Origin of the sequence: Hymenobacter qilianensis, from assembly GCF_014489555.1 — a bacterium.
GTDB lineage: Bacteria > Bacteroidota > Bacteroidia > Cytophagales > Hymenobacteraceae > Hymenobacter > Hymenobacter qilianensis.
Map to the genome: position 1 here is coordinate 38,083 of NZ_CP060785.1, position 11,995 is coordinate 50,077.

General features: G+C 65.2%; 13 protein-coding genes and 2 pseudogenes. 6 read left to right on the plus strand and 9 right to left on the minus strand.

Features of this window, described 5'->3' with window-relative positions; translation table 11 throughout:
- Window positions 1–442: 442 nt before the first annotated feature.
- From H9L05_RS21035 to H9L05_RS21045, 3 genes are all read right to left on the minus strand, one after another.
- On the minus strand, window positions 443–1,225 hold the full coding sequence (locus H9L05_RS21035) for a DUF5602 domain-containing protein (RefSeq protein WP_187734477.1): 783 nt from the start codon (window positions 1,223–1,225) through the stop codon (window positions 443–445).
- Window positions 1,226–1,485: 260 nt separating this feature from the next.
- On the minus strand, window positions 1,486–1,866 hold the full coding sequence (locus H9L05_RS21040; RefSeq protein ID WP_187734478.1) for a T9SS type A sorting domain-containing protein: 381 nt from the start codon (window positions 1,864–1,866) through the stop codon (window positions 1,486–1,488).
- Window positions 1,854–2,495, minus strand: a complete 642-nt coding sequence (locus H9L05_RS21045; RefSeq protein ID WP_187734479.1) for a hypothetical protein — start codon at window positions 2,493–2,495, stop codon at window positions 1,854–1,856. Before H9L05_RS21045 ends, H9L05_RS21040 begins: the two co-directional genes overlap by 13 nt.
- A 937-nt stretch (window positions 2,496–3,432) precedes the next feature.
- On the opposite strand from H9L05_RS21045, the pseudogene H9L05_RS27070 reads away from it, so the two are divergent.
- Together H9L05_RS27070 and H9L05_RS21060 are read left to right on the plus strand one after the other, a co-directional pair.
- A pseudogene (locus H9L05_RS27070) lies at window positions 3,433–4,089 on the plus strand (FAD-dependent oxidoreductase); the annotation flags it as partial.
- 88 nt (window positions 4,090–4,177) lie between these two features.
- A complete protein-coding gene (locus H9L05_RS21060; protein ID WP_223285017.1) occupies window positions 4,178–4,561 on the plus strand; it encodes an FAD-dependent oxidoreductase in 384 nt (127 codons plus the stop codon).
- A 113-nt stretch (window positions 4,562–4,674) separates the two neighbouring features.
- Here the strand turns inward: H9L05_RS21060 and H9L05_RS25440 are convergent, their stop codons facing one another.
- The 3 genes and pseudogenes from H9L05_RS25440 to H9L05_RS21075 form a co-directional block, all read right to left on the minus strand.
- On the minus strand, window positions 4,675–4,944 hold the full coding sequence (locus H9L05_RS25440; protein WP_262892725.1) for a DUF6503 family protein: 270 nt from the start codon (window positions 4,942–4,944) through the stop codon (window positions 4,675–4,677).
- Window positions 4,945–5,021: 77 nt separating this feature from the next.
- A pseudogene (locus tag H9L05_RS27075) lies at window positions 5,022–5,441 on the minus strand (DUF6503 family protein); the annotation flags it as partial.
- A gap of 244 nt (window positions 5,442–5,685) precedes the next feature.
- Entirely contained in the window at window positions 5,686–5,856 is a 171-nt protein-coding gene (locus H9L05_RS21075; RefSeq protein WP_187734484.1) for a cupin domain-containing protein, read from the minus strand.
- Window positions 5,857–6,272: 416 nt separating this feature from the next.
- Here H9L05_RS21075 and H9L05_RS21080 point away from each other — a divergent pair, with 416 nt between their 5' ends.
- Window positions 6,273–6,773 (plus strand): thioredoxin family protein, encoded by a 501-nt coding sequence (locus tag H9L05_RS21080; RefSeq protein WP_187734485.1) that lies wholly within the window; start codon window positions 6,273–6,275, stop codon window positions 6,771–6,773.
- Between the two features lie 131 nt (window positions 6,774–6,904).
- Here H9L05_RS21080 and H9L05_RS21085 read toward each other — a convergent pair whose 3' ends face one another.
- Window positions 6,905–7,849: an isoaspartyl peptidase/L-asparaginase family protein gene (locus tag H9L05_RS21085; RefSeq protein WP_317175212.1), complete on the minus strand. Its 945-nt coding sequence runs from the start codon at window positions 7,847–7,849 to the stop codon at window positions 6,905–6,907.
- A gap of 245 nt (window positions 7,850–8,094) precedes the next feature.
- The gene (locus tag H9L05_RS21090) at window positions 8,095–8,634 is read right to left on the minus strand and encodes an RNA polymerase sigma factor (RefSeq protein ID WP_223285018.1); all 540 of its coding nucleotides are present in this window, start codon (window positions 8,632–8,634) and stop codon (window positions 8,095–8,097) included.
- Window positions 8,635–9,065: 431 nt separating this feature from the next.
- Here H9L05_RS21090 and H9L05_RS21095 point away from each other — a divergent pair, with 431 nt between their 5' ends.
- Complete coding sequence (locus H9L05_RS21095) at window positions 9,066–9,257, plus strand: hypothetical protein (RefSeq protein ID WP_187734487.1); 192 nt, start codon at window positions 9,066–9,068, stop codon at window positions 9,255–9,257.
- Between the two features lie 15 nt (window positions 9,258–9,272).
- Here H9L05_RS21095 and H9L05_RS21100 read toward each other — a convergent pair whose 3' ends face one another.
- Entirely contained in the window at window positions 9,273–9,692 is a 420-nt protein-coding gene (locus H9L05_RS21100) for a hypothetical protein (RefSeq protein ID WP_187734488.1), read from the minus strand.
- A 388-nt stretch (window positions 9,693–10,080) separates the two neighbouring features.
- Between H9L05_RS21100 and H9L05_RS21105 the strand changes: the two genes are divergently transcribed.
- Together H9L05_RS21105 and H9L05_RS21110 are read left to right on the plus strand one after the other, a co-directional pair.
- Window positions 10,081–10,851 carry an alpha/beta fold hydrolase gene (locus H9L05_RS21105; RefSeq protein WP_187734489.1) on the plus strand — a complete coding sequence of 257 codons (771 nt, stop codon included), beginning with the start codon at window positions 10,081–10,083 and terminating at the stop codon, window positions 10,849–10,851.
- Between the two features lie 166 nt (window positions 10,852–11,017).
- Window positions 11,018–11,968, plus strand: a complete 951-nt coding sequence (locus H9L05_RS21110) for a DUF389 domain-containing protein (RefSeq protein WP_187734490.1) — start codon at window positions 11,018–11,020, stop codon at window positions 11,966–11,968.
- The last annotated feature ends 27 nt before the right edge of the window (window positions 11,969–11,995 follow it).

An 11,995-nucleotide genomic window follows, 5' to 3' on the forward strand; every position in this document is an offset into this window, starting at 1 on the left:
GTACCCACCTGCACCGCTATACCTATGCCGGCCGCCTGGTCACGCCCCGCTTCGACTAAGCGACGGACGCCGAGCAAGAGAAAGAGGTAGAGCTGTCGCGCGCGGACCTGCCTAAGGGCGAGTTCTTCTGTCGTCGGCTGGCGGCGGGCACAGTAACGACTGCGCGTGTGGTGATACCACGTTACTACCGGTTGCCCTAATCAGCAGCCTGGGATAGCAAGGAGGTTCAGTTGTACTGGGCCTCCTTTTCTGGGGGCTACCTTTCGGCTCGCTACGCCAGCGCTAGTGCCCTTTCCGGCGCGCGCAACCAGCCTACCGGCCCAGCCGCTGCGGAAGAAGCGGAAGCGTGTGCGTTACCGTTACTGGCGGAAGGGGAAGGAGCATTAACAGAGAGGGAACTGCTCCCTTCCTTCGGATAATTCCGGCCAGAAGAACCCCGCGGTCAGCGGCGGACAAACCCGCTCAACGTGATATGGTGGGTTTGGGGCGCTGTCCCCGTGGCATAGATATTATACGTGGTGGGATAATACGTGTTGGTCTCCTGAAAGTAGAGAGGCTGCGCAAACGGGGTAGAGGTGCGGTTGCCGCTGCGCAGCTCCTCGAGGAGCACGTTGGGGACCATAAACGTATACTGGCCGTTATACGTCCCTAACACCATGGTATGAGTCATGCCCGCGAACGCCTGTGCATCGCCCCAGTGCCGGCCTAACCCCGGTAGGTCCCCTAAGACAGCGCGATACGGGGCGGGCAGATAGCCGGCGGGGGGCAGCACGTTAAACCGGGCAGTGGGATCCGCGCCGGCTGGGATGGCCTGCCGTTCGGCCCGCGAGGTCATGTAAAAGCGCGTATCATAGTGCGGACCAAATGGAATCGGACCATTCGGACCCTGCACCGGATGGCCTTGGGCCGACCACCCCAGCTGAATATGGTCGAAGGGGGTAAGCGCTTTGGCCTGCTCCGGCAGGGGTATTTCATCCACGCCAAAGTTGGTCGGGGGCAAGTTGTATAGGGCCTCATTGGTGAGTTCTAACCCTAGTTCAATTGGTTCCTGCCGGGCGTTGACGGAGATCCAGGCCGTGGCTTGTCCGTTGCCGACCTTCACCGAGGGGCCCCGGTACACGGTGAGCCGCGGCTTGGGCTGGAGCCCGTAGTCTTCCAAAAGGTCACAGGAAGGAAGCAGCAGACTGCTGGCCAAGAAGAACAGAGCGTGTACTAAGCGTTTCATCGTAGGAATGGGTTAACGTGGGGGTAAGTGAATGGAAAGTAGGCAGTCAGAAGATGCTGCCGGAAGAAGTATCCGGACAGGCCAGGGAGCAAGGTGTAGCTAAGCTGTGGAGCTTCCTAGGGTTTGTGCGGTTCGGTTGAAAGAGGAACTGCCAGCAATAAGGCGCCCGTAAAAACGGACCCGGGCAGGTGCTGGGCTGTTTCTGTCGGAGGCGTGCCGGGGGCTTGCGTGAGGAGGCCCGGGCGACCGACAACCCGGGCTTAGTGCCGGGCTAGGCGGCGCACGGCGCGGATGCCCGTTGTCTGAATCTGCACGGCGTAGATGCCGGGCGCGAGGCTATGCAGGTCTAGCCCAGTGGCGTGGGCTTTCGCGGAGGGGGCCACCGTACGGGTCCACACGACCCGGCCCCGCGCATCCAGCAGGGTGAGCGTGGTGGGGCTTCGGCTCGGGGGCAACCGCACGGTCGTACTTCCCTGGGCCGGATTGGGGTACAGGCTCAGGGCCTCGGCCCCTGGGTCGGCGTCGGCCGTAGCCAGCGGAAGGCCATCGGGGAGCGTGGCCAGGAAGCCGGTGCCCGTATTCGGCGGGCTAAGCAGGGGGATGGGACCAAAATCGGCCGGGCCACCGATCACGCCCGCCACATACACCGTGCCCCCTGCACGGCCAAAGCGGTGCTTGCATCAAACGACTCCCCCCCGGCTTGCTGCACCCACATAAAGCGGCCACTAGGTCCCTCATCCGTGAGCTTAGTGACGAATACGTCGGAGAAGCCGGCACTGCTCAGACTGCTAGTACCAAAGCGGGCCGGCGTGCTCGTAAACCCACCCCCGATATACACGGTGGATCCGCGGACAGCCAGCGCCTGCGCAATATCGCTTCCCGGCCCGCCGACTTGCTGCACCCAGGCAACGCGGCCACTGGGCCCACTATCCGTTAGCTTAGTGACGAACACATCGGAGGCGCCGGCACTACTCAGGCTGCTACTCCCAAAGCGGGCGGTCGACCCCTCGAAGCTGCCAGTGACATACACCGCGGACTCGCCCAGGGCCAGCGCCAGCGCCCAATCATCGGTCGGCCCGCCCGCTTGCTCGGCCCAGGTAAAGCTACTGCTGTTGCCCGCCTCCGTGAGTTTGGCCACAAAAATGTCCCCGCCGCCGGCGCTCGTCAGCGCAACAGGACCAAAGCGGGCAGTCGACGTCCCGACCGGAAAGTCCAAAAAGCCAAAGTAGCCGGTGACATACACCTCCGCCCCCCGCACGGCCAGGGCCATCGCCCTGTCCCCGTACTCCCCCCCGCGCGCTGGACCCAGCTAAAGCTACTCGTCGCGCTGTTCCACTTCGCCACCAACACATCCTCCTCGCCCGCACTGGTCAACGTCGTCGCTCCCACCATAATCGTGCCCGCGAACGAGCCGGCCAAATACACGTTCCCACTTTCGTCGAGCGCTAGGGCCTGGACCTGGGAGAAGCCGTTCGGGGTGGGGGCTAGGCTGAGGGCCACCGCCGTGGCCCACGGCGGCGCTTGCGCCCGGACTGGGGAAGCGGCCAGCAGCAGCAGGAGCAGCAGCCCAGTCCAACCGAGCAAATGCTTCCGTCGAAGCGCGGAAGCGTGCAGAAGAGCAGGGGGGTTCATCACGAGCCAGGACGTTAGCCCAGCCAACCGATAGGCTGGGAAGGAACCGAAACAAAAGATGTAATACTAGAACAATATAAAGAAATGATTTAATAATATTAAGTATGACTTTGCCTAGTCTGGGTTTCATCCCTTGCTTCACGGCGCGGCGGCGCGAGCTAGTAGCGCTTAACCTTTGGCTTGTATAAAAGAGGGGAGTGGCGGCAAGCTAGGGTTGACAGCTACTGACTGGTGTGGATAAGGTGCTCCTTGCAGACTTATTGCTGTCCAAGAAGGGCCGTGGCTGTTGCAAAAGTCTGGCTGTAGGCTGCCAACCGGCTATTCAGGCTTCATCCGCTGTCAACCAGGGACCTCCCTTGGGGCTTGCTAACCTCTTCTCGTCGCTGAGGCGACGTAAGACCTGCACCGTTGGGCGTTTTGCAACAGCCACGGCCCTTATGCTAACCAACTTTTCAGGACCTGACCCTCTCCTGTCGGGTCCTTAGACTCCCCTTGCCAGGAGGCCAGGCCCTGCGCGGCGCGACGTGGGCGGGTCCACCGGGAAGCCGTACCTTCGACCCGGCTTTTTGCTGCGTATGACCTCTACTCTTCCGTTTCCCGCTGCCGCCCCCCAGCCCGTGCTCATCGTGGGGGCCGGGCTCGCTGGCCTGACCGCGGCCCATGTTCTGCTGGCCGCCGGCATGCCGGTTCGGATCCTAGAGGCCCGGGACCGGGTTGGCGGACGGACCTGGGCTGTTCCAGCCTTGCCGGCGAAGGGAGAGAATGACCTACTCGACCTAGGCGCCACCTGGGGCTGGGCCCACCATCCGTACCTGCTACAGCTGCTGGGCGAGCTGGGTATCCCCTCGTTTAGGCAGCCCAGTGCCGGGGCCACGGCCTACCAGACCCGGCAGGGCGTGCACCGGCTGGCTCAGCCGGCCGGCTCGGCGGGCTATCGGCGCTTCGCGGGCGGGGCAGCGGTGCTCTGCCGCACCCTGGCGGGGCGGCTGCCGGCGGAATGTTTGCAACTGAACACCCGCGTTACGCAGCTTCGGCTGCTGGTTCCCGGCCAAGGAGTAGCCGTTCAGGTGGAGCAGGGCGTGGCCACGCACACATACCCCGCCGCGGCCGTGGTCCTGGCGCTGCCTCCGCGGCTGGTGGCGCAGTGCATTTCCTTTACGCCCTCCCTGCCCGCGGCCCTGCAGCAGACGTTGCGGGAAGTGCCGACCTGGATGAGCCACGCCATGAAAAGCGTGGTGGTGTACGAGCAGCCCTTCTGGCGGGCGCAGGGCTGGTCGGGGTTTGCCGTCAGCCAGACCGGCCCGCTGACGGAAGTGCACGATGCCTCGCCTGCAGGTGGGGCTCCCGGCGCGCTGTTCGGCTTCTTTGCCGCGCCCCATCCGCTGCGCGCTGCCCCCTCGCGGCGCGGCGCGCAGCGGTGCTCGCCCAACTCGAGCTCCTCTTCGGGGCCCCGGCCGCCGCCCCGCTGGCTTACCACGAGTGGGACTGGGCCCGGGATCCGCTTACCAGCGGGCCGGGCGACGAGCAGCCCCCCGGTCGGTGCCCCTGCAGGGCCCCGCGCTGCTGCGGCAGCCGGCCTGGGCGGGCCGGCTGCACTGGGCCGGAGCCGAAACGTCCGTCAGCGAGTGGGGACGACTCGACGGGGCGGTGGAATCGGGACGCTATGCGGCCGCGCAAGTGCTGCGGCAACTAACCACCGGTTAGGCCGTAGCTACGTCCGAACAAGAGCGGCGCTCCCGGCGAATGCGCCTACCGGGAGCGCTGGCGGTGTGGGCGTTGACGCAGGGCCACCACGTGAGCGGGCCTCTGGCGGTCTCCTAGTTTTTGGTTGCCCCAACCGGCCCGGGCGTCGGTAGTCGGCGGCTGGTCAAGGGCTCGGCTTTGAGCAGCAAGTCCGTGGCCAAGAAGGAGTCGTCCTTATTCAGGTACCACTTGCGCGTTTTCGGTAGCTTGACCCCCTTCACGGTCAGCTCTTGGTCGAGCAGCACGTATTCGCCGTCGTTGGGCTCTTTATTGTGGGAAAAGCGGTAGGCCCGCAGCGCAGAGGTGCGCGGGTCCAGGTAGAAGGACCAGGTGTCCTGGCCCACGGCCGGGTCGTAGCTGACCTGTACGGTGGGGTAGGTCTTGCCGCGTAGCGATTGCTGGGGGCTTCGGCGGCCACCCGCGTGCCGGCGTCACGCAGCTTCATGGGCAGGCCGTAGAGATAGGTGTAGAAGTTGCGCGCAGCCTGCACCGCCCCGGCCACCAGCCGATACTGTTTTTGCTCGGCCGCGGTGAAGTGGGGTTGGCCATCGAGCAGTAGGACCTCTTGCCCGTTGACCACGCCCTTGACGACTTCGCGCCCCCCGGGGTGGCTGATGTGGCAGAAATAGCCGGTGGCATTGTCCAGCTCCACTTCAAAGGTGCTGGCTTGGCCCGCGGCCGAAGTCGACTGGAAAAACAGCCGCGTGCGCAACGTAGGCCATTTTCCTTGCGGGTCGTGGTAGGCAATGGACTGCTGCACCAGTTGAGGACCCGTCAGGGGTGGGGCCGGAGCAGCCGGGAGCAAGGTTAGAGCGAGGAAAAACAGCAGTTTGGGCATCATGGCGGGAAAGCAGGGAAAAGAGGAGTAAGCGGGGAGCTCTTAGTAAATAACTCCTGCATAAAGAACGGAGCCTGTTTACCCTACGCTTCTTCCTCGCTTCCGTTGGCGGCCTAACCGGCTAGCCCGCCTCGGGTACCAGGGGCTTGGTGCTCCAGACCAGAATCGTGCAGCCCGTGGGGCTGGTGGCTTGATGCTCGGTGCCGGCCGGATAATACAGATAGGAGCCTGGCCCAAACACGCGTTCCTACGCTACTCCTGGGTCCACGTACGTGCCCTCTACCACGAACACTTCATCGGGCACGGCATGCGCATGCACGGGGTAGCCCTGCCCGGCGGCGAGGCGCAAGAGTACCCGCGAGTCGCCCCCTCGGCCCGTAAGACCTGCTTGTCCACCCCGTCGCTCACCCGCTCCCACGGCGCGGCCGCGCGCTCTACACTGGTTACCTGTGTCATATGCTATGCTTTTTGTTATAACGGTTGTTATACCAGGCAAACGGTCACCCCGGTACGGCTCCAACTAGTACGCGAAGCAGGGTCCGAAGGACGGGGTATCAAGCAGATGAACCGGTAAGCTGGCCTCCAGCCCTAGGCTGGAAATGGCTGGGGGACGCGGCAGCTAGGGTGCCCGGAGTGAAGACTGGAACCCGCATAGCCTTTGACCAGGTAGTCATTCGAAGATAATTACTACCACCGGGTGAAAAGCATAATGAAAGAGGTTTAGGCTATTTGTAAATAATATTTAGGCTAATCTAAACTTATTTACCTCTAAGCGGTAAGGAAGCTATCGCCGGCTACCGCTCCCCCGTGTGTTGACGGACAGAACCTCGGGTTATGTTGCTTCCCTTCCGGGCTTTCCTTCTATTGTCGCTGCTGCTAACGTTAGGCAGCAGCCACCCGCCAAAGCCTGGGGTTATCCGCTGGCTCGCGCCCCAAGACCTGGCCGATAGCCTGCGGGTACGGCCCCGGCCCGTGCTCGTAAACATCTACACGCCCTCATGCCGCTACTGCAAGTTGCAGGAGCTGACGACCTTCCAGGATCAACGCGTAGCCGACCGCTTGAATGCCCGTTTTTACGCCGTGGCCCTGAACGCGGAAAGCCCCGAGCCGGTCCGGTTGCTGGGGCACACGTTCACGTTTCAGCCCACGGGTCCCGGCCGCGGGGTGCATGCGCTGGCCCTGGCCCTGGCCCGCGACGAGCGCGGACAGATAGCCTATCCCACCCTCGTGCTCCTGGATGAGCACTTACAGGTGCGCGGGCGCTGGCCCGGGCTTATCAAAGCCGAGCAACTCACCCCCGCCTTGGATAAGGTGGCGCCGGAGGCCGGGCCGTAGCTACCGGCGTGCTTGCCCGCACTGTGTGTTATCCTTGGCTGGCGCAAGTAACGGCCTGGTTTTACCCACTTTGCAGTCAGGCTTGACCACCGGAAAGCTTCGTGGGCCCAGCCGACCCCGTTATTCAATGATCATATGGCAGACGTTGGTTTCGGCCCGGCCATCGGCGCTGACCAAGGCCCAAAACAGCCCCTCCGTGCTGTGGGGCATCGCTGCGTGCCCCTGCCAGTCGAGGGCAATAACGCCCCCTCGCCCCCCGCCCGGGCTACTTTGTCGATGACTTGCTGCGCCGCTTCCTGCACGCCTAAGCCTGTATACTCCACTATGGCGGCAATATCGTGGGCGACCGCGTGGCGGATGAAGTACTCCCCGTGGCCCGTGCCGGACACGGCGCAGCCGTGGTTGGCATAGGTGCCCGCCCCAATCAGGGGAGAATCCCCAACCCGACCGTAGGCCTTATTGAGCATGCCCCCGGTGGAGGTGCCGGCCGCCAGGTGGCCGGCCTGGTCGAGGGCGACGGCCCCTACGGTCCCATACTTCGTGGCGGGGAGGTCAACGTCCCAGCGCGTCGAACCGGGAGCAGCGCCCCCTTGCAGCGCCTGCCACTGCTGCCAGCGCTCCTCGGTGCGAAACCAAGCCGCAGGGGCCGTTTCCAGCCCCATATGGGCGGCGAACTCGTCGGCCCCGGCCCCCGTGAGTAGCACGTAGGGCGAGCGCTCGAGCACGGCGCGGGCGGCCGTGATGGGGTTTTTCACCGTGCGCACCCCTGCCACGGCCCCGGCCCGCAGCGTCGCGCCGTCCATCAGGGCCGCGTCCATCTCGTTCACCCCGGCCCGGGAGAACACTGAGCCCCGGCCCGCGTTAAACAAGGGCGAGTCCTCGAGCAGCTGCAGGCTGGTTTCGACCGCGTCCAGGCTCGTGCCGCCACTAGTAAGTACGGCATACCCCGCGTGGGCGGCCTCGCTTAGGGTGCGGGTGTAGGCGGCCTGCTGGGGAAAGGGCGTGCCGGGGGGATGCAGCCGGCCCGAGCCGCCGTGCAGCAGCAGGGTGGCGGGGTAGAAAGAAGGAGAGGGCATAAGAAGAGCGGAAGGTGGGGAGAATAAAGACTGGTGTACGGGCGCTCAAACGCCGGCACTAGGGACGGCAAGATAGGAGCTATGACCGCCTGTTGGGTTTGCCGCCAGCAGATGCGCTGGGTCCGTCGCTCCAGCAGCTCCTCCTAGAACTCAGGTCCACCCCTTTCAACGGACCCACGCGCTTACCCATCCGGCTGCCTATCTTCCACTTACGGCTGGTGATGCTGCCGACCACGGCATACCCGTTAGCCCCCTTGGCCAGCCGCGTGGCGCAAGCTGCGCAGGGCCGCGCGGGTGCGAGTCCGGACCGTGCCCAAAGGTAGTTCCAGTTCCTGCGCCGCCTCGCGCACGGTGTAACCCTCGACGTAGAGCAGCTCGAGCAACTGGCGCTGGGCCGGCGGCAGTTGGGCGACCAGTTCTCGCACCCCGACATGCTCGGGTTGAAAACCGGCGCTGGCGTGGGCCAGGGCGGGGCTGCCCTCCAGGGACTGGGTCTGGCGGGCCTGGTGGGCGCGGCGGCTGCGCAGCTGATCCAGGGCCAGGTTGCGGCATAGCGTCAGGGCCCAGGTGAATAGGCTACCTTTGGCCGCCTGGTAAGTCGGGAACTGCTGCCAGATCTTGACCAACGCTTCCTGCAGTAGGTCTTCGGCTAGAGCATCGTCGCGCAGCAGGCGCCGCAGCAGGCCGTACATCGCCGCGCCATAGCGGTCGTAGAAGTCGACCATGGCGGAGGGATCGCGGGCGTAGAGGCGCTCGAGCAGCGCCGACTCTGAGGACGGCAACATGGGGGTGGGCGGGGGTGGAGCCTGTGTACGCGAACGCCCCATACAAGGTCACCGCCGCCCCTGGGGCTGGTACCGGCGCGCTAATGGAAAAGGGGCGCATAAATCGACCAAGGCGACTGCTAGGTCGGTAGACGTCCCCGCGGAGACGCTGAAAAAGGTTGGCCTTCAATTCCCGGCCCGCGTACTTTTACTGCTATGTACTCTCCCCTCAGCCTGCCTACGCGCACGATTACCTTTCGTCCGGACCTGAACGTGCTGGTCGTGCGGTGGCACACCCATGCGGCGGTGGAGGTGGTGCAAGCGGACTACGCTCAGATGCTGGACGCGGCCGAGGCGAGCCGTTGCACCGACTGGCTGCTAGACGTACGCCGCCGGGAGGCAGCCCCGGCCGCGCTGAGTGCCTGGGTGAGTCACGTATTTTACCCGGGGCGGTGGCGCGGTTGAGCCCCCACCGGCTGCGGATGGCGGTGCTTAGCTCGCCGTCCTTGACGGAGCTATACCGCACTGACCCGGAGCACCAGAAACACGTGGCCTACAGCACGGACCCCGCGCGGCCCTACGACATTCGCTTGTTTGACGACGAGGGGCAGGCCATGCACTGGCTGAGCACGCGGCTGCGCTAACGGATAACGCGGCCGCTAGGCCAGCTGCCGCAGCCAGGCCACGGCCGTTTCTTCGCGGTCGAAGACGCGGTAGGTCAGGGCTGCCGTTTTCGCTTCGTGCATGACCTGATCGTTGGAGAGGCGGGCGAACACATCGTTGGCCAACAGGACGGCCCCGTAGAGCCCTTGCGGTCCTTGCCGGGAATGGTCGAGCCAGTAGTCCACGATCCAGGCACTCTCTTCCTCGGTGAAGGGGGCCATCAGGCGCTGGTCGCCGAGCAGGCGGTGCCACCGGTTGCGCACAAGCAGGTTGCGGGTGTGGGTGAGCAGGGCCTGCAGCTCGGCGAGTTTGCGCTTGCCCGGCTGGTACTGGAAAATCACGTAGCCGTCGGGGTGTTCGAGCACACGGCCCACGGGGTTTTCAAAATACAGTTTCGGTGTAGCGAGTGGAATCATCCGAAAGGCAATGAAGGGCGGGTGGAAGGGGCGGGAGCAGACCCAGGACAGAAGCAACAGCCCGCGAGACGGGCAACAGGCAGCGGGAAGCAAAGCAAGGGATTTTTCCGCAAACCAGCCAGCTCGAGCCAGGGGCGCAAGCCCAGTGGTGGCCTACGAGGCCGGGTATAACAGGCTTACGTTCGGGGGAGGAGCAGTCCATGTGCTGCCTGGCACGCCACCCCACCCCAGCGCCGGCAGAGGCTACGGCTTCGTATGTCTGGCCTGGCGGTGTGCCCAGGAAGCAGAAAACAGGTCGTTGGTACGCGCGGCCGTTCCCGGGCAATACAAGCCAGCTTTCCTACCGCTGCTTCAACGGGGGGCAGTCTTTCGGCGTACTGCCGGGTCTATGGCTACCACCCCCTTGTCCGCCGTTATCTTCCTACACGGTTACCTGGAAAGCCCCGCCATCTGGTCGGCCTTTATTGGCGACCATTTTGCCGACTACCAGGTGCTCACGCCGGCTCTGCCCGGCTACGACCCCACGCATGCGGCCACCGACTACAGCCTGGAAGCGGCGGCCGAGGCGCTACGAGCCACGTTAGCCGCGGCGGGCGTGAGCCGGGCCGTACTGGTGGGCCACAGCATGGGCGGCTACGTGGCCCTAGCCTTTGCCGAGCAGTACCCTGGCCTGGTCGCCGGGTTAGGCTTGTTTCACTCTTCGGCCCTGCCCGACAACGAAGAGGACCTTGAGCGGCGGACCCGCAACCGCACCTTTCTGCAGGAGCACGGCGTGGCCGCCTACGCGGACGAGTTTCTCCAGCCGCAGCTCTCGCCCACCCACCGTGAATCCTTAACCCACGAGGTGCAGCAGTTGCAAGCAATCGCCGCGGCCGTGCCCTTAGCCGTGGCGCTGGGCAGCTTGGACGCGATAGGGCAGCGCCCGGATCGGCGCGCCGTGCTGGAAAAGGCCACCTACCCGGTCTTGTTTATTGCCGGCAAGGACGACCGGGCCGTCCCGCCGGAGAAAACCCACGCGGAAAGCTTGCTGCCCGACTACTGCACGGTGGTCTGGCTGGCGGGCGTGGGCCACCTCGGGTTTGTGGAGCGGCCCCGCGACACGCGCCGGGCCGTGCGCCAACTCGTGGAGGCGGCCTTCCGCCCCGAGGTCGGCAGGTAGCGTAGCCCGTTAGTGGCCAGGTTCCAAGGGGCCGGGGGGGAGTGACCTGCTGGTAAGGGCACGTGCGGCCGCGTGCGTTGTTTTGAATGGGCTCTCTGCCCGAACCGGACCCAACGCAAACCCCGGGTGTACGTACAGGAAGGCTTCCCCGAACGCAACCTCCGCGTTGAGTTCCTATCCCCTGACCATGCACCGCACCCTCGCCCTGACGCTCCCCCCTGACGCTACTGATGCCCTTCTGCGCGAGTTAGAACCCCTAGACGAGGTGATTGGCCTGAGCGTGCAGCGCGGAGCCGCCCGCAAGCCCGTGGGCGACGTGGTGACCGTGCAGGTGCTCAACCGCGGGGCCGATGAGGTGCTGCGTCGCGCCCGCGCCGCCGTCTCCAACCCGGCGGCCCTCAGTATCGTGACCACCGAAGTCACCAGCTTCATTGCCCCCGCCCAGCACCAGGCCGTCGATGATGACCGGGACGAGGCCATCTGGGAGGAGATGGAAAGCGGGTTGCGCCACCAGGGCCGCATCACCACCAACTACCTGCTCTTGATGGGCCTGGGCGGCATCGTGGCCGCCATTGGCCTCGTGTCCGAGCCGGTGCCCCAGGCCGTGGCCTTCGTGGCGTCGGCCATTATCGCCCCGGGCTTTGACCCAATGACTAAAGTGCCCCTGGGCCTGGTGCTCCGGCACTGGTCCCTGGTCCAGCGCGGAGTCCGCTCCGCGCTGGCCGGCTACGCCGTGCTGGTGGTGGCCGCGGCCCTGACCATGCTCGCGTTGGTGGCCGCGGGCGAGGCCTCGGGCGAGCAGCTGGCCACGAACCCGGAGGTGCAGCACCTGGCCCACCCCAAGCTGCTGGAGTTGTTGCTGGCCGGGGCCGGGGCGCTGGCGGGCGTGGTGATTTTGGCCGCCTACCGACGCAGCTTTCAGGCCGGCCCGCTGATTGCCATGGCCTTTATTCCGGCCGCGGCGCTCATCGGGGCCGGGCTGGCCGTGGGACGCTTGGATCTGGCCCTGGAGGGACTGGAGCGCTTCGGGGCGGACTGGGGCTTTATTCTGGCCTTGGGTATTCCCTTTCTGTGGCTTAAGCAGCGCCTGGTGCACCGCCGCCAGCCCCTCGTCTAGGTAGAACTACAGGGGCTGTACCCGGCC